We start from the raw sequence: 21,372 nt of genomic DNA, 5'->3' as shown, positions 1-21,372 counted from the left end.
CCGGGTTTGGACCGCTCGCCCCCTTCAACCATCTTCCAGACGAGACCGACAAAGTCTCGCGATTTTTCCGATGACGCGTCCGTTACATGTAGGCGACTGCCCCTCTCGGCTACTGGCCGAGCGTGTTCTGCATCGCTCCTGCCAGCACGTTCACCGCGGGACCGCCGTTACCGGATTGGCAGACCTTGGCCTGCAGCAGGACGTTCTCCCGCTTGCGGGTGGTGGTGAAGCAGCGCCGATCCGTGCCGGCTTCCTGTTTGACCCAGTCGGCGTCCGTCGCCGAGGCGGGCCCGCCGGTGAACGTCCAGACCTGGGTGCGCAGGTTGTCCAGGTGCATCGCGGTGGTCTGACCGCTGCAGCCGACGGTGCGGTCGACGACGCGGCGGAAGGCCCGGTCGGCCGCGTCGGCCGTCGCGAACACCCCGACCGCCTGCTTGACGAGATGCGTCGCGTCGGTAGGCGACTCCTGCGTCACGGCACCGTTGAACGACGCCAGGTCCCGGTCGGCGTAGACGTCCGGCAAGCCGATGTCGGCCCAGTTGTTGCACACCGGGTTGTCGACGCGGAACGACTGCAGCGGATCAGTGAACGTCGTCTCGAATCGCATTGTGGTCCCGACGATGTTGCCCACCGAGCCCTTGGGAAGCACGGCGTAGTTCACCACGCCGGGATCCGACGGACGCGCCGCGGCGACATCGGCAGGCGCCACAATCGACATTCCGAACGCAAGACCGACGCCGGCTAGGGCGGCGATCCGCACCGGCTCAGACCTTCGCCGACAGCTTGACGTCGATGTTGCCGCGGGTGGCCTTCGAGTACGGGCAGACCTGATGCGCCTTGTTCATCAGGTCGTCGGCCGCGCTCTGCTCGAGGCCGGGCAGGTAGCCGATCAGGTGCGCGTTGATGCCGAAGCCGCCCTCGGGATCCTTGCCGAAGCCGACCTGGGCGGTGATGCCGGTCGCGTCGTCCAGCTTGACGTCGTCGTTCTTCGCCACCAGCCGCAGCGCGCCGAGGAAGCACGCGGCGTAGCCGGCGGAGAACAACTCTTCGGGATTGGTGCCCTCTCCGCTCCCACCCATCTCCTTGGGGTGGTTCGTGCCCAGATCGATCTTGCCGGTCGAGGACTTGACGTGGCCTTCGCGGCCGCCACCGGTTGCGGTTGACTCAGAGGTGAAAACGACTTCAATGCTCATAGGCTCGATCATGCCAGCCTCGCCGCAGACGGCAAGACGCCCCTTCGGTAGCGCTGCGGACGGCTACGCCCCGCTTCCGTTCAGCGCGGCCCGCACTCCTTCTTCGACCTTCTTGCCGAGATCGGCGTCGACGTTGCGCCAGTACTCGAACGCCCGGGACAGCACCGGTTCCTGCACTCCGTCGGACAGGTGGCCGACGATGTTGTGGACCAAGCGTTCTCGCGCGGCGTCATCAAGTACGTCGCGCACCAGCGTGCCGGGTTGGCCCCAATCGTCGTCGTCTTGACGCAGCGTATAGGCCGCGCGGACCATGTCGCCGTCGGACATCCAGCGCACCTCGGCGGCTCGGGCCTCGTCGGCCTGCGGACCACCGTAGGAATTGGGTGCGTACACCGGGTCGGTGACGTTCTGCACCCGCATAACGCCGTCCTTGGAGTAGCTGTTCACCTCCACGTGCGGCGAGTTGACGGGGATCTGCTTGTAGTTGACTCCGAGCCGAGCCCTATGCGCGTCGGCGTAGGAGAAGCCACGGGCCAGCAGCATCTTGTCCGGGCTCAACCCGGTACCGGGCACGATGTTGTTCGGCTCGAACGCCGCCTGCTCCATCTCGGTGTGGAAATCGGTGACGTTGCGGTTGAGCGTCATCTTGCCGACGTCGATCAGCGGATAGTCGCCGTGCGGCCACACCTTGGTCAGGTCAAAGGGATTGAACCGGTAGGTTTTTGCCTCTTCGAACGGCATGATCTGCACCTTCAGCGACCAGCTCGGGTGCTCACCCCGCTCAATCGCCTCATAGAGGTCTCTGGTGTGGAAGTCGGTGTCTTCGCCCACCAGCCGGTCGGCATCCTCCTGGGTCAGGAACTCCACGCCCTGGTCGGTCTTGAAGTGGTACTTCACCCAGAAGATCTCGCCGTCGGCGTTGCTCCAGCTGTAGGTGTGGCTGCCGTAGCCGTTCATGTGCCGCCATGTCTTCGGGATGCCCCGGTCGCCCATCAGCCAGGTGACCTGATGCGCCGACTCCGGGGAGAGACTCCAAAAGTCCCACTGCATGTGGTTGCTGCGCAGGTTGTTCTTCTGCTGGCGCTTCTGCGAACGGATGAAGTGCTGGAACTTCAACGGGTCGCGCATGAAGAAGACGGGCGTGTTGTTGCAGACCAGGTCGAGGTTGCCCTCTGACGTGTAGAACTTCAGCGCGAACCCGCGCGGGTCGCGCCACGTGTCAGGGCTGCCGCGCTCACCTGCCACGGTGGAGAACCTGGCCACCATCTCGGTCTTCGCGCCCGGCTGGAACACCGCCGCCCTGGTGTAGCGGCTGACGTCGTTGGTCACCTCGAAGTGGCCGAACGCGCCGGCACCCTTGGCGTGTGGCTGGCGCTCCGGGATGCGCTCCCGGTTGAAGTTCGCCATTTGCTCGATCAGGTAGTGGTCCTGCAGAAGGATCGGGCCGTCCGGCCCGACGGTCAGCGAATTGTCATCGCTGGGTGCCGGATTACCTGCGTCATTGGTCGTGTACTTGTCGCTCATGGGCGTCACTCCTCGAATCGGGCGGCAGCGGGCTGCACCGCCTCCTTCAAGGTGATGGTCCCCTGAGCGCGTCGATCCAAAACATCGCGCCGAGGGTGCTTTCGGCGGCGCCGCTCGGAGCCCTGGGCCGGCTCGAGGGCCCGGCAAACACCGGGCCCTCGAGTTCGAACGTCGTTACGGACGCGCTGGCGCAGTCGTGGTAGGTGCCTCGGGCGACTGCGGCTGCTGAGGCGGATGAAACCGCGGGCCATCCGCGCCGCCCGGACCACCGAACGGCGGACGCTCGAATTCAGCGCGCGGCCCCATCGGGAATCCCGGCGGCGGGCCACGGTGAAAGATCGCGGCGTCACGGTCGTGGCCACCGTGGTGGCCGCCGCGGTGGTGACCGCCGGAGTGCGTGCCGATGATGAAACCGGAGAAGAAGATCACCGCGACGACGAAGACCACGCCGGCGACGATGCCGACCCAGGCGGCGACGGCGCCGAGTCGGGAGCGGCGCGATTCCTCACGCCCGGTCGGGGCCACGGGATCGTGCGGGGGTGCGGTGACGACGGGTTCGGTTCCAGGTTCGCTAGGTGTTTGACTCATGGCTGCCATCTTGCGGGCAGTTCCGATGTGCCGGTCATGCGCCACCTGTGAGCGGGCTGTGAATGCGCCCGCTGGCTACGGCTTGAACGGGTTGACCGCGAACTGGATCACCCGGTACGGCGACCCGCCGCGTGGGCCGGTGTTCCACTGGCTGACGAACACCCGGACCTCGTCCAGCGTCGAGCCCGGCGAGATGTATCCGCCGTACGGTTGAGCCAGCCGGTTGTTCTCCGGCGGCCCGAGATGGTCCACCGGATCGGGCCACTCGGTCGCGACGACGACGGTCGTCACCGGCGCGGTGCCCAGCCCAGTCGGATCGTCGGCCACGCGCATCTCCATGTTGCCGGTGGTGGCGTTGAAGTACGACAGCACGGTCTTGCCGTCGATCTGCCGGATGCTCATCTCGCCCACCGCGTCCGGCCACAGCGGCGTCGGCGGATTCCCCCAACCCGAAACGTCCGACCAGCCCTGCCAGCTGGACCGGTCCTCGAACGCCTCGGGTGGAACGCGGTACAGGGTCAGCGACGCACTGCGGTCGAAGTTGTCGGCCACGATGTAGACCCATCCGGTTGGCGAATCGGGCCGCGGGATCGGATCGTAGTAGCCGCTGATCTGCGACTGCCGGCCCCCCTCGTATGAAGCCGCTCGTTCCGATCCGTCCACCGTCGGCCAACTACCTTGCGCCGGATCGGATTTCACCAACCGCGACGACTCCGGCTCCAGCTCACGCACCGTCGTGATCATCATGTAGTTCTCGCGGTTGATCTGCACCACCCCGGCAGGCAACTGCGACATGCCCGCCGGCGTCGGGTCGGCGAGCAGCGGGCGGTCAGTGCCCGTCACGCCGTCATAGCGCACGCCGGTCGGGTCGTCGATCGAATCCGTCTCGACGTGCAGCGCGATCGGCGAGAACCAGCCACCGTAGCCGACACCCTGGCCGGCGAAGCTGTCGCCGCACACCTGCAGGATGCCGCTGGGAAACTCCACGAACTCGCACAGATCCGTGGCACCGACGCCGTAATCACGTGTCGGCGTGCCGGTTCCGGCCGTCGGGCCGATCCGGATCACCTGTCCTGGCCCCAGCGGCGGTAGCACCGGGTCGGGAATCGGCGCCGGCTGTGCATGGGCGGGTGCGGCGGACAAGATGGCAACCGCGACAACCGAGCCCGCGGTGAACGACGAGACCGACGAAATGGCGGAAATCACTCGCGCATTTCCACCCGAACGTCGGTTTCGACGCAAATCAGAGTTCCGCGGCCAGCAGCTCGGCGATCTGAATGGTGTTGAGTGCCGCGCCCTTCCGAAGGTTGTCGCCGGATACGAACAGCGCCAGCCCACGCCCGTCGGGCACACCGAAATCCTGGCGGATCCGGCCGACCAGCGAGTCGTCCACACCGGCGGCTGCCAGCGGCGTCGGAACGTCGACGAGCTTCACACCCGGGGCCGATCCCAGCAATTCGGTGGCGCGCTGCACCGAAAGCGGTTGGGCAAACTCGAGGTTCAACGACAGCGAATGGCCCGTGTACACCGGGACCCGCACGCAGGTCCCGCTGACCGCAAGGTCCGGGATACCCAGGATCTTGCGGCTCTCGTTGCGCAGCTTCTGGTCTTCGTCGGTCTCCCCGGAGTCGTCGTCGACGTACGAACCCGCCAGCGGGACGACGTTGAACGCGATGGGCGCCACATACTTCGACGGCGCCGGGAAGTCCAGCGCGCCACCGTCGGCCACCAAATCCCTGCTGTTGGCGGCGACCGCGCTGACCTGGCTGAACAACTCGTCGACGCCGGCGATGCCGCTGCCCGACACCGCCTGGTAGGTCGACGCGATCATCCGCACCAGGCCCGCTTCGTCGTGCAACGGCTTGAGCACCGGCATCGCGGCCATCGTGGTGCAGTTCGGGTTCGCGATGATGCCTCGCTTGAGAGTGCGGGCTCTGCGCCCGACATCTCTCGCGAAGTTCACCTCGCTGACGACCAGCGGCACGTCAGGGTCCTTGCGCCACGCCGACGAGTTGTCGATCACCACCGCGCCGGCCTCGGCGAACCGCGGCGCCTGCACACGCGACATCGTCGCGCCCGCGGAGAACAACGCGATGTCCAGGCCCGCGGGATCGGCGGTGGCGGCGTCCTCGACCTCGATCTCCTGGCCGCGGAAAGAGAGCTTCTTGCCCTGCGACCGCGCCGATGCGAAGAAGCGCACCGAGGAAGCCGGAAAGTCGCGCTCTTCCAACAGGTTCCGCATCACCTGGCCGACCTGACCGGTCGCACCCACAATGCCTATCTGTAAGCCTATGGCTACCATGGCTACCGCCCCGTTCCCGCGTAGACGACGGCCTGCTCCTCGCCGCCCAGGCCGAACGCCTCGTGCAGCGAGGCGACCGCCTTGTCCAGATCGGTGTCCTTGACCAGCACCGAGATCCGGATCTCCGAGGTGGAGATCAAGTCGATGTTCACTCCGACCGACGCCAGGGTTTCACAGAACTTCGCGGTCACGCCTGGATGGCTCTTCATGCCGGCGCCCACCAGCGAGACCTTGCCGATGTGGTCGTCATAGAGCACACCGGTGAACCCGATCTCCCCTTGCAGCGAACTCAACTTCTGCACCGCCGCCGGACCGTTGTCCCGGGGGCAGGTGAACGTGATGTCGGTCTTGCCGTCCTCGACCTTGGAGATGTTCTGCAGCACCATGTCGATGTTGATGTCGGCGTCGGCGACCGCGCGGAACACCTTGGCGGCGTAACCGGGCACGTCCGGGATGCCGACGACGGTCACCTTGGCTTCACTGCGGTCGTGTGCGACTCCGGTCAGGATGGCGTCTTCCACGGGTATGTCCTCCATCGATCCGGACACCAGGGTGCCGGGATTGTCTGAGTATGACGAGCGCACGCGGATCGGCACGTGATAGCGGCGGGCGTATTCCACACACCGCAGCATCAGCACCTTGGCACCGCAGGCGGCCATTTCGAGCATCTCCTCGAAGCTGATCCGGTCGAGGTGACGCGCGTTGGGCACGATCCGCGGGTCCGCGGTGAAGATGCCGTCGACGTCGGTGTAGATCTCGCACACGTCGGCCTCCAGGGCCGCGGCCAACGCGACCGCCGTGGTGTCCGAGCCGCCCCGGCCCAGCGTGGTCACGTCCTTGCTGTCCTGGCTGACTCCCTGGAAACCGGCGACCAGCACGATCACGCCTTCGTCGAGCGCGTCGCGCAACCGGCCCGGTGTGACGTCGATGATCTTGGCGTTGCCGTGGATGCCGGTGGTGATCACCCCGGCCTGTGATCCGGTGAACGACCGCGCCTGCGCGCCCAGCGAATGGATGGCCATGGCGACCAGCGCGTTGGAGATCCGCTCCCCGGACGTCAGCAGCATGTCCATCTCGCGCGCGGGCGGCGCGGGACAAACCTGCTGGGCCAGGTCGAGCAGGTCGTCGGTGGTGTCGCCCATCGCCGAGACGACCACGACGACGTCGTTGCCGGCTTTCTTGGTTTCCACGATGCGCTCGGCGACTCGACGGATCCGCTCGGCGTCGGACACCGAGGATCCGCCGTACTTCTGCACGACGAGCGCCACTGTCTACCTCTCAACAAGCCGGGATTGAGTCCCAACAAGGATAAGGGAGACGTGCGCGCGATTTTTTCCGCCGGTGATTCGGCGGACGTGCCCGGCGCACCGAGCGGTCGGCCGGCCACGCCAGCATCACCAAAATGTCGCCGTGCGGTGAATAGGATATGCGCGGAACTTGCGGCAGATACTGCTCACGATCTGACTCCCGGCCGCCAAGCCTGACTGAGCGAGGCACACATGGTGCGACAGACCATCCGCAAAGCGGTCATTCCCGCGGCCGGCATCGGTTCGCGCCTGTTGCCGATGACCAAGGCGATCCCCAAGGAGATGTTGCCGGTCGGCGACAAGCCTGTCATCGAACACACTGTGCGCGAGCTGATCAACTCCGGCATCACCGACATAATGATTGTGGTGTCGGGTGGAAAGACCCTGATACAGGAGCACTTTCGACCCAATCCGGCGCTGGTCGACCAACTGCGCGCGGACGGCAAGGAGGCGTACGCCGACGCGGTCGAGGACGTCGGCAGATTGTCCCAGCACGGGCATATCACGTACCTCTACCAGTACGGTCCGTACGGCAACGGCACCCCGGTGCTCAACGCCTCACGCTCGTTCGGTGACGAGCCGGTCCTGGTCCTCTGGCCGGACGACGTCTTCGTCGCCGAGGTGCCCCGAGCCCAGCAACTGATCAGGGCCTACGAACAGACCGCGTCCCCAGTTCTGGCGCTGATGCCGATGGCGCCGGAGAACTCACGCCGGTACGGCGTGCCGATCATCAAAGAGGATCTCGACGGCGGGTTGCTGCGGGTCACAGGAATCGTCGAGAAACCACAGCCACAGGAGGCTCCGTCGGAGTACGCCGCCATCGGCGGCTATGTCATCACACCCGGCGTCGTCGACGAGCTGCGTGAGCAGACGAAACGCTGGTACGAGCAGGCCCACACGGGTGAGATCTACCTGACCGACGCGATCAACACCTACGCCAAGGACCATGCCGTCTACGGTCAGGTGATCCAGGGACACTGGTGTGACACCGGCAATCCATCCGACTACCTGGTCGCGCAGTTCGCATTCGCCCTGACCCATCCTGAATACGGGCCGGTGCTACGGAAGCTGGCAGCCCAGCTCGAAGGCCCGCTGCTGCACACCCTGGCAAACGAGATCGAGGGCCCGCCGCGCGAGGCTCCCACCTAGTCGGCCGAACCTCTGCTGGTGCGACGCCTTCTCGACCACAGCACCGCCGCGGCCATCGCGATGACGGCAACCACCGCGACTGCTGCGCCTATCGCGATCGATCGACTCAGCGACTGCGGCGATTCCGCGGTATCGGAGGCGTCCCCAGTAGTTCGGATGGCGAGATTCGTCGGCTCACCCGCCGCACCGGCGAAGAGCACATCGCCCTTCAGCGCAGACAGGTCATCATTCAAGCCGCCGAGATAGCTGAACAGCGGGTCGACCAGTGTCCAGGCGGCCGTCGTCGTGACGAGGATGACCGACCGATTCCGAGGCTGGTCGGCGAAGGCCTGAATCGACCCGAGGCCACCGGCTATGTCCACACGGACCTCGGTGGGCACTCCGACCTCTACCGTCGTGCCGTCACCACTGATAGGCGGGTCAAGAGCGGTCTCTTTCAGCGCCTCGGCATTGGCCACGATCAGCGCCCCCGTGCTGGCGGCGGCGGCAGTGTTGAGATCTACCACTTGTGGCGAAAGTGGTTTGCTGGAGGAACGCGCCATCGACGCGACCAGCCGGGCGACGTAGGCCAGCTGATTGGGGCCGGTCCCGTCCATCGCGACCATGAAACTGGGGCTGAACTCCGATGGTGCGGCGCCGAAACCGTGCAGCGGGGGGCCACCGCGGTGCACGGTCAAGGTCGAGCGCGGATCGACTTGGAAGGTGAGGGGCGCAATGAGTGCTCCACAGGTTTCGCGCGGGGTGTAGGTGAGGGCGATATCGAGGTCGACGAATTGACCGATCTTCTCGCTGTCCAGATCGAAGGTCGCATCCAGCAGACCGGTGTTGTCGAGCGCCGCTCGATAGACAACCACCCCGCCGGACCGGATCACCACCGATGCTGCGTCGTCTCTGGCCACGGGTGTGTAATCGGCAAGCAGATGCACCTGCACGCCATCGACGCGATCCGACCCGAGTGAGGCACGGTCGACGCCGACCGACAGGCTGCTGGTCCAAATGACGTCGGTTTGGCCTTCGATGTTCAACTGGCGGAACGTCATCGTGTCACCGCTCGGCGCGGCGGCTGGAGACTCTGCCTGCTCCACCCGGACCGTGTCCACCTGCGCCAGCGCCTGAAGCTGATTGGCAAGCAGCGACACCTGGGTCGACAGCTCGCCACCGCTGCCGGAGACTCGAAGGAATACCTCTGGGGTGTCGCGGTTTTCGACCTTCAGGCCGGCGGTACCGCCCTTCTCTACGAGGATCGTGCGCGCCAGCTGATCAGCCGGCGGCGGCGTCGCGCCACGGGGTTGGTTGACGACACTGATGACCATCGGCTGGTTCTGGTAGAGCCGCGCCAACGTGGAGACCAGCAACAGCACCGCTTGTTGTTCATCGGCGTCGGCATCAGTCGGTGTGAAGATCGTGGCGCGCTGCAGGACCGTCGGGAAGAAGTTCGCGATCGTCGTCGGAGCGACCTCGATCCCGGTGAAGACTGTTGCAAGGTTGTTCAACACCAACTGCCGTCGTGGCCCGCAGTATTGCGGATCGAAGCGTGGCCGAATGTCGAACGTGAGGTCGACCGACGAACCACCCCCGCCTGCTGCCGAAAGGTCGACGTCGAGTGGTGTTGCGGGCCTACTGGTCGCCCCCGGGGGCAGATCGATCGCCGCGAGGAGGTTGCCGTTGCCTGTGATCACGAGGGTGCCGGCATCGATGTTCAGGGGCGCGGCGATGGTGCCGCTCAACCGCACGGCGGTCAGCCCGGTGGGGACCGGCATGGTGAAGCTCGACGGGTGATCAGGATCGAGAAAGATCTCGGAACTGAGTCCGAGTTCCTGCCAGGGCAACGTGAGGCTCGGCTGGTCTGGCGGGGGTGGCTGCGCGTGCGCGGTAGCCATGAGCAGCCCGGCGCCCACTGCCGGCAGGAGCACCAACATCGCCGACAGCAGCACGCGCGCCAGGATGCTGCGGCTCAGCGGGTGCACGCTGTTCGACCTGCTTTCGGATGTCCCGGCTGGTAATCCCAACCGGGATCGGATAGTACCGGCGGGCACAGTTGACTGACTGGCAATTGGCCGACCAGCACTCGTTTCTCGCAATGCTGCAATTTTGCTGTTGGCTTGGTTATCTGGTGGTGGGTGTCCGAACTGCTCGGAAAGGTCCATGACATGGCTCGCGTTGCGCACAACGCAAAAGCGGGGTTGACCGCTGCCGTCGTAGTGGTCGGCCTCACCGCAATGTTCATGTCCGGGTGCGCGCCCAAGCCGACGGTTCCTGATGGCAAGCCCGACAGCAGTGAGATCACCGTGGCGGCCGGCGATGAATCATGTCAGCTGTCGAAGGCCTCCGCAGGCACCGGCACGACCACGTTCGTGATCACCAACCACGGCACTGCGGTCACCGAGTTCTACCTCTACGGCGCCGGTGACCGGGTCATGGGCGAAGTGGGGAACATCGCCCCCGGCCTGCAGCGCAAACTGGTCGTGCAGCTGCTCGAGCCGGGCAGGTACTACACCGCTTGCAAGCCCGGCATGGTCGGCGACGGCATCCGCGGTGACTTCACCGTCACCGGCAACGCGCGTCCGGCGGATGCCCAGGACGGGTTCAAGGAAGCCGCCGACAGCTACAAGGCCTACGTCATCGGCCAGACCACCAATCTGGTGACCGCCACCGAGGTGTTCGCCGGCGCTACGAAGAAGGGCGACTGGGAAGGTGCCCAGGAGTTGTATTCCCAGGCCCGCACCTACTACGGGCGTGTCGAACAGGTCGCCGAATCGTTCCCGAACGATCTGGGCCGGCGGATCGACCAGCGCGAGGCCGATGTGCGCCCGGGCGAGCGGTGGACCGGGTTCCACCGCTTGGAAAAGGACCTGTGGTTGAGCAACCTGCAGCCGGACACCGGCGCGATCGCGGATCAGCTGGTGGCCGATGTCAAAGAACTCGACGCCCTCGTCAAGGACCCGAAATGGACGATCGACGCCACCGAGATCGCCGGTGGAGCACAACGTCTGCTGGCCAAGATCGCGCAGAACACGATCGCCGGCGCCGAAGAGGTCTTCAGCCACACCGACCTCTGGGACATCCAGGCCAACCTCGACGGTGCCCGTACTGCGGTCGGCTCGGTTCGGCCGATCATCGACGAGCGGGACCACGAGCTGGGCGCGCAGGTCGACCTGGCGTTCGCCACTGTCCAGGGGCTGCTGGACAAGCACCAGTGGAACGCCGGCTTCGTGCCCTACGACAAGGTGACCGAGCCTGAGCGGCAAGAACTTTCACGGGCCGTCGATGCGTTGATCGCCGAAGTCGACAAGGTGCAGGGTGTCATTTCCCGGCAATGAGGCTTCCCCGTCGACGATCAGCGAAGCGAGAAAGCGTTGTCGTAGCAAGCGAATACGGCGTCACGCGCATAGGCGGAGTCGAATTGCCCACGGGCAGCCTCGGATATCTCCCGGTTACGGCCGGGATCGGTCAATTCGCACATGGCCTCGACGAACTGCGCGGCCCGGTCGGCAACCAGCACACCGTGCTCTCCCCCGGTGGCGAACCCGTCGGCACCCACGCTCGTCGAGATCACCGGTAGTCCGCGCCCAAGTGCTTCGATCACTTTCAGCTTGATCCCCGAGCCGAATCGCAGGTGGTTGATCAAGCCGGCCGCCGAACACAACACCTCGGTGAGGTCGTCGACATAGCCCTCCAGGGACACCGAACCGCCGAACCGGCCCACCGCCTCGGTCAATTCGGGGCTGCAGTCCCGCCCGATGATGCGTAACCGAGCCTTCGGTATCCGGGTCAGCACCGTCGGCCACACGTCGGTAAGGAACGACCGCACGCCATCCTCGTTGTGCGGCAACGACAACAAACCGATGAAGACGAAGTCCGGCGCTCCTTCGTACCGGCGCTGGCGGTACTGCGGCGGCTTGACCAACGGTGGCACCGCCCGCACGTCGGCCGATCCGCGATTCGCGACCCGGGCTGCCAGCCGGGTGGCCTCGCCGTCGTTGACCAACAGGTTCCGACGGAACCGCAATGCCGCGCGGTCTTCACTGCGGCGGGCCAGAGCGGCCTCCATGCGTAGCAGCGCCCGTTGCGGAAGCTTGCTGTCGGCCAGTGGCCGCAACCGGCGGGGCACGTGCTGGGCGAAGTTGCCCAGCGGCCGGATCGTCACGTCGGGGTAGCGATCCGCCGCGTCGAGCATCGCCGTATACCGCTCGGAGAACAGGTCATCGAGATAACACAGCTGGCGGTCGGCACGGGCCTCGTCGGCGTACTGCGCCATCCGAATGGTGTCGTAGATCTCCAGATCCGGGCCGATCCGCTCCAGCGTCATCTGTACCGCGCGTTCAACTTCCGGCGAGTACAGCAAGGACTCCTGCAGGGTCGCCCGACCGGTCGGCACGCGGCTGGCCACCGCGGTCAACGCCGCTTTCCGACTCGGCCTGGGCAGCGGGTGCAACGTGACCGGAAACTCCGACCGCGGTGAGCCGCCGACAAGTAGGTAATGCACATCCGGTGGACCCAACCGGTCCCGGAAGTACTCGAGAAATCCCGCCAGCACCACCTTTTTTCCGGCGTCGGTGGGATTTGGATCGACCGCACTCACCAGTGTCACCGACACCGCACACCTGCCTCGATTGCTGTGATCGCCCGCTCGAATCAAGCTAACTGTTGCACTGAACCGACGATCACCAATCGAGGGCCTGTTTCCAACTGAGTCCAGCGTCCGCTGACATACACTGATCCGGCGCTCAATAGCAGGCTGTCACCAACCGAGCCGTGCACTAACGCAACCTCAGCAAAGTCGACAGGAGCGATTCGGTGGCGGAAGACGGTTCTTCACCGAACCGCAGCGCCATGACGCCGAACAACCCCCCTGACCCACCGCTCGACACCCCGGATCCGCCACCGGCCAAGCGCCCGAACCTCGGCAAGCAGACGATCTGGAACTACACCGTCTTTGCGATCAGCAAGAGCTCCACCCTGCTGATGACGGTCGTTGTCGCGCGTCTGCTCACCCCAGCCGAATTCGGCGTCTTCGCCCTGGCGTTGCTGCTGGTCAACTTGTTCGACTACGTCAAGGACCTCGGCGTCGCGGAGGCGCTCATTCAAAGTCACCGCCCCTGGAATCGAATCGCCCCAACCGGATTGACCCTCTCCATCGGATTCGGGGTGATCGCCGGAGCGCTGCTGGCTTCGACCGCCGACATCACGGCCGACCTCCTACGCCATCCCGACCTCGCGCCGCTGATCCGCGTCCTTGCGATCGCGTTGGTGATCTCGGCTGCCAGCGTCGTGCCGTTGTCCTGGTTGCGCCGCGACCTGAAGTTCCAGCGCCGACTGCTCCCAGAGTTCGCCGGCGCAGTGGTCAAAACGGTACTCACCATCTGGCTCGCCGCGACCGGCCACGGGGTGTGGAGCCTCGTGTACGGCCAACTCGCCGGCGTGCTGATCACCGCGATCATGTACTGGTGGGCCGCACCGACCTTCGTGTGGCCGCGGTTCCATCTGGACGAAGCCAGGGCGCTGCTGCGGTTCGGAATCCCCGTCACCGGTGTCACACTGCTCGCCTACGCGATCTACAACGTCGACTACCTCGCGGTCGGGACCCGGCTCGGCACCACCGAACTCGGCCTGTACACGCTGGCCTACCGGGTGCCCGAGCTCGTCGTACTCAACCTGTGCGCCGTGATAAGCGACGTGTTGTTCAGTTCGATGTCCCGGCTGCAGCGCGATCGCGGGGCCATGTCCACGCAGTACCAGAAGGCCCTGGGCATCGTCCTGGCGCTGACCTTGCCGGCCGGCGTCGGCTTGGCTGTGGTGGCCGACCCCCTGCTGCACACCTTGTACGGCTCGCAGTACGACGGCGCCAAGAACATCTTGGTCGTGCTGGCGTTGTATACCGCGATCTATTCGGCCTCGTACCACGCGGGCGACGTCTTCAAAGCCGCGGGCCGCCCCGGCGTGCTCACCGCGATCAATGCGGTCAAACTCGTCCTACTGATAGGACCGATCTGGTGGGCGGCGGGGCACAGCGCAACGCTGGTGGCGGTGGCCCTACTCAGTGTCGAGTTGGTTCATTTCACGATCCGGATGACCGTGGTCCGCCGGGTCATTCCAATACGGTGGACGCAAATCTTCTCGGTCGTAGGTGGGCCGCTGGCTGCGACTATCCCCATGGCCGCCACCGTCTTTGGCATCGGCCTTCTGGTCGTTCATTGGCCGGCACCGGTTCAACTTGCTCTCCTGGTGCCGCTGGGCATCGTCGTCTATGCAGCGGCGCTGTCCGTCACCGCGCCGGAGCTGGCCCGGCCGGTTGTCAGCCGCCTGGCAGGATCATGGCGAAGCGGTGACGCCCATGGCGAAAAGGACGGTCCATGAGTTTCCCGCAACGCCTTTGGCTGAAGCCGATCGTCGCAATGTGCGCCGCTATCGGCCTCGTCATCGGTGGCCTCGCCGGCCTGCTGCTGCCGGTATCGACGACGTATCGCGCGACCGCACAGGTGGCCTTGGTCCCGGGGCCTGACCTGAGCACCGCCGATGCATCGGCCTACTGGGAGGTCCTCACGCAAGGGCAGGTTTCGCGCACTGCGGCGGCCGTCTACTCCGACCCGCGCTGGGCCGCGAGCGCGGCATCGGCTGCCGGTATCGACGCATCGAGCCTGACGTTGACGGCCGGTGCGCTACCGGACACCACAATGGTGTCGATCACCGCCGATGCACCGTCAGCTCAAGCCGCACAAGCCGCGGTTTCGGATCTCCTCGCCAAGGCCACACCTGAGGTCACAGCGGTCTCCGCGCCGTTTCAGGTCCGGGTGGTTTCGCCGCCTGATGGTGCATCCGCAATGACGACATCACGGACCCAGCTTGTCCTGGCCGGCGCGCTGGGGGGTCTGCTGCTCGGCGTTGCGGTCGGGATCGGCGCGGCTTGGCTGCGCTCACGCCGGAGCAACGCATAGCCGTGTCCGGCTCCAGCCCATGGATCGTCGGCGTCCTCGTCGGCATGGTGGTCGCGGAAGTGGCCAACGTGTCCGAGGTGGCCACCCAATACACCTCGGCTCCCGTGTTCAAAGCCAGTGTGGCGCTCGGCGTTCTCGCGCTGATCGTCGCGTTGCGCGACCCACAGGCCCGGGCTCGCCTCAATCGCTGGACGATCATCGGCGCCGCCCTGATCGGGGTGTATGTCGCAGGCCAGGTGATCGCGCTCGTCGGCAGCGTCGACACAGCCGCATCGACCGCCGAGCTCTGGCGGGCGGCGGTCGACCTTGCGTTCCTGCTCGTCATCCTGATGCTGACCCAGGTCACCGGGAAGCCCTGGGCGGTGGCGATGGCGATGGCCGTGACACTGGCCGTCCTGTCGCTGCTGTCGATCGCGAGTTATCTGACCGGTGGAGATGCGACGTTCGGCGGCTTTGCCCAGATCTCAGAAGCCCAGGGGGAATTGATCACGACCCAGCGGTATGCCGGGCCGTATGGTGACTCGAACTTCTGGGGCCGCCAGCTGGTGTTGGGCCTGCCGATGGGTTGGGCACTGGCACAACGCAGCCGTCGCGCCGGTAGGCAGCGGCAGTCGGTGGCATGGCTGCTCTGCAGCGTCCTCATGCTGGTCGGCATCTATCTGACTCAATCACGCGGCACGCTGTTGACGGCCGGGGTGGCGGTCGCGCTGTGGTTCGTCGCTTCTGGCAAGCCGAAAAAGTTGGCATGGATAGCACCCGCCATGCTGTTGACGCTCGCGATCCCCGGCATCGGCAACCGACTGGTGGCCCTGGTGAACGACGTGCTCGGTGGGTCCGGTGGTCAGCGGAGCTATGACATCGACCCCTCGGTCCTCGGTCGCGAGGCATCTCAGGAGATGGCCTGGCGGATGTTCCAGGAACGGCCCGCCTTCGGGTTCGGCCCGGGGGCCTTCGGCTACGAGGTGCCCTACTACACCGACCGGGTGCGGACAGCCGTCAACGAAGGGCTCGTCGCCCCGCACAATCTCTACGCCCAGTTCCTCGCCGAGTCCGGGGTGACCGGGCTGTTCACCTGGCTGATCATGGTCGGTGGCATCTTCACGATCGTGGCGCTGCGAATCGCTGCGAACCCCAGTTCGGTGGATCGGGCGCTGGCCGCGGCAACGCTCACCGGCATCGTCACCTGGTCGGTCGCAAGCATCTTTCTCCACATGGCCTACTTTCGGTCGTTCGCCATCGTGCTGGCGCTGGCATGCGCCCTCGGCCCGGCCGAAGCGGTGCGACCGGAAGTGATCCGCAATATGTTGCGGACCGCTGCGCTGTGGGTGACGGCGGGCGTCGTCGGCGCCGCCGTAGCCGGTGCCAGCATGCTGGTCGCGGGCACACCGGCGGTGCGGGCCAGCCAGAAGGTCATCATGGTGCCGGTCGGCCCGCTCGACGGCTGGGCCGCGTACGCGATGAATGTCCGGGCCCGCGAGGCATTCCTGCCTACCCTGATCGAGGTCATGTACAACACCGACGCCCCGGCACAGATCCACTCCGACCCGATCCGCGGTATCGCGACGTTCTCGGTCACCGCGCAGGATGCCGACGGCGCCGAACGGGGCCTGGCCAACGCGTTGGCCGTGGCACGCACGCGGATCAACGACCACATCGGCCCCATGCAATACACCGTCGAGACCATTACCGACGTTCACGTAGAACGCACCTCCGTGCGGTCCCAGTTGGCGGTGGCCTATGCAGCGGGTTGGGGTCTGGTCGCCATGGTGTTGGCCCGACTGCTGTTGGGCCGCTTGGCGAACCGATTCTGGCCACGCGCGGCCGTGTCGGCTGAGCCGGTCGGAGCCGCGGTATGACGAACAACCGCACGGTCCTGGTTGAGTTCTCGCCGTCGGGTGGGCTCTTCCAGTTCGCCGCCCAACTCGGCAGCGCTCTGGCCGACCACGGCGACGAGGTAGAGCTGTGGACCGGCCCGAAGCCCGAAATCACTTCCGCAGAAGCGGGATTCGAGATCCGCTCGGTATTGCCAACCTGGCATCCCAATGAGAACGGCGGCCACGGGTACCTGCGGTATCTGTTGCGGCGCGCCCGGCGTGCAGGCCAGCTGGTACTGGCCTGGCTGGTGTTGGCCTACCAGTTGCGCCGTCGACCGCCGCGCGCGGTGCTGTTCTCACAGTGGCGCTTCACCTTTGAGCCGTGGCTTGTGGTGGCAATCTGCAAGTTGTTGCCGCGCACGGTGTTCGGCATCGTCGCCCACGAGCCGCTCCCGCGATCCGACGCCAAGGACACCAGCACGCCCAAGGACGGCCGACTGTTGCAGGCCTCTTTCGCCGCAGCCTGGCGACAGATGGACGTCGCATTCGTATTGGGCCCGCGGACCCGGCAGATCGTGCTCGACCACTGGCAGCCCAACTGCGACGTCGTCGTCATCCCGCACGGCGAGTCCGGTGTCATGCATCGCGGCCGGCCACCGGCGCCGGTGGCCATGACCGAACCCGTCGCGCTGTTCTTCGGCACGTGGACCACCTACAAGGGCATCGATGTGCTGATCGATGCATTCGGTCTGGTCAAAGCCGAGATGCCGAGAGCACGCCTGATCCTCGCTGGTGCCGTCAGCGCCGATGTGGATCTTCCGGACCTGCTGGTCCGGGCCGCGGCCAACGGCGTGGAGGCCCGGCCGGGCTACTGCGCGATGGACGAGGTGCCCGAACTCATCGAATCCGCGCGAGTCGTCGTCACGCCGTACATCCGCGCCAGCGCCAGCGGCGTGGCACACCTGGCGTACACCTTCGGCCGTCCGGTCATCGGCACCACCGTCGGCGACCTACCGGCCGCGATCGACGACGGTGTCACCGGCCTGTTGGTACCGCCGAACGACGCCGCGGCACTTGCCGCCGCAATGCTCCGACTGTTGAGGGATCCGCAGTTCGCAACGAAACTCGGCGAGGCGGGGCAGACTGCTGTACAGCGCTCTTGGGCCGTCGCCGCGGGCTTGATCAGCGATGCGGTGGCAGCTGCCACCAAACGCGTCAGTCCGGAGATTGAGCCATGATGAGCAGGCAGACACGGTGGCAGGTCGCGGTCGCTGCGCTCGTCGCTGCGGCCGTTGGCGCGATCCTCATCATCGCGACGTTGTCCACAGATAGCCCCGCGCGAGATAGCCCCGCGCGGACTGACCTAGCCCAACCGTTTGCCGAAGACAGCCCTTTTCGCACGCCGATCCCGGCCGACGCCGAGATCGACCCGAACAGCGCAGCAATGATCCGCGCGGTGCAGTGGGAAAACAGGGCATACGCGTCGACCGTTGAATTCGGAATTCCGATCTACACCGCGGACGCGCACACCCCCCGCTATTCCGTCCCATGCCTGATCGCCGAATGGGGCCGCTGCCCGTTCGATGGTCTCGAGGTACCGATCCCCGACGACGCGCGGCCGCAGGATGGGTCCGACGGCGCGATGGTGGTGATCGACCCAGATAGCCGAAAGATCTATGAGTTCTGGCGCGCCAAGAATGTAAACGGTTCCTGGACAACCGAATTCGGCGCTGTGAACGATCTCGATGGCTCAGGCTGGGGAGGCGCCAGCACAGGCTCGGGGGCATCCCGGTTGGCCGGAGTGGTTCGGGTGGCCGAGATCGCCCAGGAGTTGATTCCACATGCACTCGCCATGCAGAGCAACAACGTGTGCGCCAAGGTGTTCCGCCCGCCAGCCCTCAAGACCGACGGCCGGTCGACGCGCCCCGACTGCATTCCCGAAGGAGCCCGCATGCAACTGGACCCGAGCTTGGACATCAACCGCCTGGGGCTTACTCCGGCACAACACACGGTGGCCGAGGCTCTCCAGAAGTATGGCGCTTACATCGTCGATGTCAGCGCATCGCCACTGAGCATCAGCTTCGAACGAGACGACACAGCCGCTCCCGGAACCATCGGGCGAACCTACAGTGCGGCCGGAATTCGATGGGACTACGACGGGCTGTCGAAGATCCCGTGGAATAGGTTGCGGGTCCTCAAATGAAGCCGATTCGAGTGATGACGTTGATCGACGGGTTCCGTATGGGTGGTGCTGAAACCCTGCTGGCACCATTGGCCGTCGCCATGCGCAATACCGATGTCCAGATGGACTTTGTCGGCCTGGACGATGCATCGGTCAATGCCGAGAAAACCATGAAGATCCTTTCCGAATCGGGTGTGCATCCCCGTTCGCTCGGTATCCGCCGACTACTCGACCTCACCGGCGTTCCGCGATTGGCCCGCGAAATCCGAAGCGGTGGCTATGATCTGGTGCACACTCACTTGGAGATGTCGGCGACGTTCGCGGTACCAGCCGCGAAGCTGACCGGCCGGCCGGTGGTCTGTACGTTCCACCATGTGACCGAGCGCTGGCCCGGGCGCGAGCACTGGCGCGAGCAGATCGCGACTGAAGCCGCGACCCGGGGTGATCGGGTGCTGTTCGTCTCCGAGGCGAGCCGGGTGTCGTGGGCGCAGGTGCATCGGCGGGGCCGGATCCCGGCCAACTGGGATGTGCTGCACAACGGAATCGACGTCAGCAACTTCCACCCCGGCGAGCCAGATCTGACGGTCCGCAGCGAACTCGGCGGTGGCCCTGGCCCGTTGGTCGTGCTGCCGGCCGCATTCCGCGATTTCAAGGGCATACCGGTGGCGATCCGGGCGTGGCCGCAGGTATTGCAGACACATCCGGACGCGGTCCTGTCTCTGGTCGGTGGCGGCCCGGACGAGGTCGAACTCCGGGGGCTGGTCAGCGAGGTGGGCGTGACCGATTCGGTGATCTTCGCCGGGATTCGCTCGGACATGCCGCGGGTCTACCGGGCTGCCGACGTCGTACTGCTGCCGTCGACCTACGGTGAAAACCTGCCCACCGTGCTGATCGAGGCGTCGGCGTCGGGCAAGGCGATCGCCGCATCGCGGATCGGCGGCATCCCGGACATCATCGTCGACGGCTCTACGGGACTCCTGTTCGAGCCCAATGATCCCGCCGCACTGGCCGTCACCGTGACTCGGTTGTTGGACGACCCGCAGCTTCGGAGGTCGCTGGGAAAGCCGGCTATCGAACGCGCTCGCGTCGAGTTCTCCGCCACCTCGTGGGCCCACCGGCTCGAAGACCTCTACCGCGAACTGATCGAGCGAAAACATTGAGCGGCAAGAAGATCGACTATCTGGTATCCCGGTTCCCGATCACCTCGGAAACCTTCATCGTCCGGGAGCTCGATGCGCTGTCTGCCATCGACGGGCGTGAAATCGGGCTGCGGTCGCTGTTTCCGTCGCCGGACCCGCAGGTTCACGCTATTGCCAGACCGTGGATGGAGAAGTTGATCCGACCCGGCATCGGCGCCAGTACGGCAGGACTGCTGTGGGCGTCGACCCGGCACCCGCTGATCACCTTGTCGATCCTGGCCGCCGTGGTGCGCGGCTACGCTGCCCGGCCCGGGCTGCTGATCCGCGCGCTGGCCACGGTGCCGATCGCGACTGCCCACGCCCGCGATCTGCAATCGTCGGCGGGCACGCGGCACATCCATGCCCACTACGCCACCTATCCCGCCCTCGCCGCATGGATCTGCGCGAGATTGGCCGGTGTGACCTACAGCGTCACCGTGCATGCGCACGATCTCTACGTCGACCAGTCCATGCTGGGCGCCAAACTGGACGGTGCCGATTTCATCGTGACGGTGTCGGAGTACAACCGTCGACTGCTGGAGCGCTATACCTCGACCCCGGTGCACGTCATCCACTGTGGAATCGACACCGCGACATATTCGTTCCGGCCCAGGGGAATTCCCGACAGCGGCCCGATCCGCGCGCTGTGTGTTGCCTCGCTGCAGGAGTACAAGGGCCACGAAGTGCTACTGCGGTCACTGGCGTTGGGAGGCCCTGCCGTCGACCGGATCGAATTGGATCTGATCGGCGATGGACCGCTGAAAGCTGAATTACAGTCCCTGGCAACAGAACTCGGGCTCAGGTCGCGGGTCCGGTTCCATGGCGCGCAGTCCGAGACAGTGGTGAAGCAGGCACTGGGCGAGGCGGATCTGTTCGTGCTGCCGAGCATCGTCGCCGCCGACGGTCAGATGGAAGGTCTTCCAGTAGCTCTGATGGAGGCGCTGGCCAGCGGAATGCCGACCGCATCAACGAGTCTGTCGGGCATCCCGGAGCTGGTCATACCCGAGAAAACCGGCCTCTTGGCCACGCCTGCCGACGCGCAGAGCCTGCATGACACGTTGGATCAATTGATATCGTCGGGCCCCGCACTCGACGGCTACGTCCGCACGGGACGCGACCTGGTCGAGCGGGAATTCGACATCACCGCAACCACTGCCGGACTGCGCGCTCTGTTCGCCACGATCTGATGCGCAGCGCCCC

18 protein-coding genes are annotated in these 21,372 nt (G+C 65.7%); 9 read left to right on the top strand and 9 right to left on the bottom strand.

Features of this window, described 5'->3' with window-relative positions; translation table 11 throughout:
• Window positions 1-109 precede the first annotated feature (109 nt).
• The 7 genes from G6N18_RS17760 to G6N18_RS17730 all read right to left on the bottom strand — a co-directional run bounded on the left by G6N18_RS17760 (window position 110) and on the right by G6N18_RS17730 (window position 6,875).
• Entirely contained in the window at window positions 110-718 is a 609-nt protein-coding gene (locus G6N18_RS17760; RefSeq protein ID WP_083000484.1) for a sensor domain-containing protein, read from the bottom strand.
• A gap of 46 nt (window positions 719-764) precedes the next feature.
• A complete protein-coding gene (locus G6N18_RS17755; RefSeq protein WP_179962320.1) occupies window positions 765-1,193 on the bottom strand; it encodes an organic hydroperoxide resistance protein in 429 nt (142 codons plus the stop codon).
• A gap of 63 nt (window positions 1,194-1,256) precedes the next feature.
• Complete coding sequence (locus G6N18_RS17750; RefSeq protein ID WP_083000357.1) at window positions 1,257-2,717, bottom strand: catalase; 1,461 nt, start codon at window positions 2,715-2,717, stop codon at window positions 1,257-1,259.
• A 174-nt stretch (window positions 2,718-2,891) separates the two neighbouring features.
• A complete protein-coding gene (locus tag G6N18_RS17745; protein ID WP_234806101.1) occupies window positions 2,892-3,305 on the bottom strand; it encodes a hypothetical protein in 414 nt (137 codons plus the stop codon).
• Window positions 3,306-3,380: 75 nt separating this feature from the next.
• Window positions 3,381-4,508, bottom strand: coding sequence for a glycoside hydrolase family 183 protein (locus G6N18_RS17740; protein WP_407663583.1), 1,128 nt, complete (start codon window positions 4,506-4,508; stop codon window positions 3,381-3,383).
• Between the two features lie 40 nt (window positions 4,509-4,548).
• Entirely contained in the window at window positions 4,549-5,607 is a 1,059-nt protein-coding gene (locus tag G6N18_RS17735) for an aspartate-semialdehyde dehydrogenase (RefSeq protein WP_083000360.1), read from the bottom strand.
• A 2-nt stretch (window positions 5,608-5,609) separates the two neighbouring features.
• The gene (locus tag G6N18_RS17730; protein WP_067219523.1) at window positions 5,610-6,875 is read right to left on the bottom strand and encodes an aspartate kinase; all 1,266 of its coding nucleotides are present in this window, start codon (window positions 6,873-6,875) and stop codon (window positions 5,610-5,612) included.
• Window positions 6,876-7,106: 231 nt separating this feature from the next.
• Here G6N18_RS17730 and G6N18_RS17725 point away from each other — a divergent pair, with 231 nt between their 5' ends.
• A complete protein-coding gene (locus G6N18_RS17725) occupies window positions 7,107-8,063 on the top strand; it encodes a UTP--glucose-1-phosphate uridylyltransferase (RefSeq protein WP_083000362.1) in 957 nt (318 codons plus the stop codon).
• Here the strand turns inward: G6N18_RS17725 and G6N18_RS17720 are convergent.
• On the bottom strand, window positions 8,060-10,210 hold the full coding sequence (locus G6N18_RS17720; RefSeq protein WP_244960060.1) for a hypothetical protein: 2,151 nt from the start codon (window positions 10,208-10,210) through the stop codon (window positions 8,060-8,062). The two genes, G6N18_RS17725 and G6N18_RS17720, sit on opposite strands and share 4 nt — an antisense overlap.
• Window positions 10,211-10,213: 3 nt before the next feature.
• Here G6N18_RS17720 and efeO point away from each other — a divergent pair, with 3 nt between their 5' ends.
• Window positions 10,214-11,383: an iron uptake system protein EfeO gene (gene efeO, locus G6N18_RS17715; protein ID WP_083000489.1), complete on the top strand. Its 1,170-nt coding sequence runs from the start codon at window positions 10,214-10,216 to the stop codon at window positions 11,381-11,383.
• Between the two features lie 17 nt (window positions 11,384-11,400).
• Here the strand turns inward: efeO and G6N18_RS17710 are convergent, their stop codons facing one another.
• Complete coding sequence (locus G6N18_RS17710) at window positions 11,401-12,660, bottom strand: glycosyltransferase family 4 protein (protein WP_083000364.1); 1,260 nt, start codon at window positions 12,658-12,660, stop codon at window positions 11,401-11,403.
• A 200-nt stretch (window positions 12,661-12,860) separates the two neighbouring features.
• Between G6N18_RS17710 and G6N18_RS17705 the strand changes: the two genes are divergently transcribed.
• From G6N18_RS17705 to G6N18_RS17675, 7 genes are read left to right on the top strand one after another with little or no spacing between them, the layout of a single operon-like run.
• On the top strand, window positions 12,861-14,420 hold the full coding sequence (locus G6N18_RS17705; protein ID WP_234806103.1) for a lipopolysaccharide biosynthesis protein: 1,560 nt from the start codon (window positions 12,861-12,863) through the stop codon (window positions 14,418-14,420).
• A complete protein-coding gene (locus G6N18_RS17700; RefSeq protein WP_067219514.1) occupies window positions 14,417-14,998 on the top strand; it encodes a hypothetical protein in 582 nt (193 codons plus the stop codon). Before G6N18_RS17705 ends, G6N18_RS17700 begins: the two co-directional genes overlap by 4 nt.
• A gap of 2 nt (window positions 14,999-15,000) precedes the next feature.
• A complete protein-coding gene (locus G6N18_RS17695; protein WP_083000366.1) occupies window positions 15,001-16,854 on the top strand; it encodes an O-antigen ligase family protein in 1,854 nt (617 codons plus the stop codon).
• A complete protein-coding gene (locus tag G6N18_RS17690) occupies window positions 16,851-18,050 on the top strand; it encodes a glycosyltransferase family 4 protein (protein ID WP_083000368.1) in 1,200 nt (399 codons plus the stop codon). Before G6N18_RS17695 ends, G6N18_RS17690 begins: the two co-directional genes overlap by 4 nt.
• The gene (locus G6N18_RS17685) at window positions 18,047-19,015 is read left to right on the top strand and encodes a hypothetical protein (RefSeq protein WP_083000370.1); all 969 of its coding nucleotides are present in this window, start codon (window positions 18,047-18,049) and stop codon (window positions 19,013-19,015) included. The genes G6N18_RS17690 and G6N18_RS17685 overlap by 4 nt, the downstream gene beginning before the upstream one ends.
• Window positions 19,012-20,154 (top strand): glycosyltransferase, encoded by a 1,143-nt coding sequence (locus G6N18_RS17680; RefSeq protein WP_083000372.1) that lies wholly within the window; start codon window positions 19,012-19,014, stop codon window positions 20,152-20,154. Before G6N18_RS17685 ends, G6N18_RS17680 begins: the two co-directional genes overlap by 4 nt.
• Window positions 20,151-21,359, top strand: coding sequence for a glycosyltransferase (locus tag G6N18_RS17675; protein WP_083000374.1), 1,209 nt, complete (start codon window positions 20,151-20,153; stop codon window positions 21,357-21,359). Before G6N18_RS17680 ends, G6N18_RS17675 begins: the two co-directional genes overlap by 4 nt.
• Window positions 21,360-21,372 lie beyond the last annotated feature (13 nt).

Source organism: Mycolicibacterium celeriflavum, from assembly GCF_010731795.1.
GTDB classification, from domain to species: domain Bacteria; phylum Actinomycetota; class Actinomycetes; order Mycobacteriales; family Mycobacteriaceae; genus Mycobacterium; species Mycobacterium celeriflavum.
Note: the sequence above shows the minus strand (reverse complement) of the source record. Positions and strands in the feature narration are given on the sequence as shown.

Bases quoted from the DNA above. Each gene is read 5' to 3' on its own strand.
- G6N18_RS17760 (WP_083000484.1), bottom strand. From the start codon at position 718: ATGTCGATTGTGGCGCCTGCCGATGTCGCCGCGGCGCGTCCGTCGGAT.
- G6N18_RS17755 (WP_179962320.1), bottom strand. From the start codon at position 1,193: ATGAGCATTGAAGTCGTTTTCACCTCTGAGTCAACCGCAACCGGTGGC.
- G6N18_RS17750 (WP_083000357.1), bottom strand. From the start codon at position 2,717: ATGAGCGACAAGTACACGACCAATGACGCAGGTAATCCGGCACCCAGC.
- G6N18_RS17745 (WP_234806101.1), bottom strand. From the start codon at position 3,305: ATGAGTCAAACACCTAGCGAACCTGGAACCGAACCCGTCGTCACCGCA.
- G6N18_RS17735 (WP_083000360.1), bottom strand. From the start codon at position 5,607: ATGGTAGCCATAGGCTTACAGATAGGCATTGTGGGTGCGACCGGTCAG.
- G6N18_RS17725 (WP_083000362.1), top strand. From the start codon at position 7,107: ATGGTGCGACAGACCATCCGCAAAGCGGTCATTCCCGCGGCCGGCATC.
- G6N18_RS17720 (WP_244960060.1), bottom strand. From the start codon at position 10,210: ATGGACCTTTCCGAGCAGTTCGGACACCCACCACCAGATAACCAAGCC.
- efeO (WP_083000489.1), top strand. From the start codon at position 10,214: ATGGCTCGCGTTGCGCACAACGCAAAAGCGGGGTTGACCGCTGCCGTC.
- G6N18_RS17700 (WP_067219514.1), top strand. From the start codon at position 14,417: ATGAGTTTCCCGCAACGCCTTTGGCTGAAGCCGATCGTCGCAATGTGC.
- G6N18_RS17690 (WP_083000368.1), top strand. From the start codon at position 16,851: ATGACGAACAACCGCACGGTCCTGGTTGAGTTCTCGCCGTCGGGTGGG.
- G6N18_RS17685 (WP_083000370.1), top strand. From the start codon at position 18,047: ATGATGAGCAGGCAGACACGGTGGCAGGTCGCGGTCGCTGCGCTCGTC.
- G6N18_RS17680 (WP_083000372.1), top strand. From the start codon at position 19,012: ATGAAGCCGATTCGAGTGATGACGTTGATCGACGGGTTCCGTATGGGT.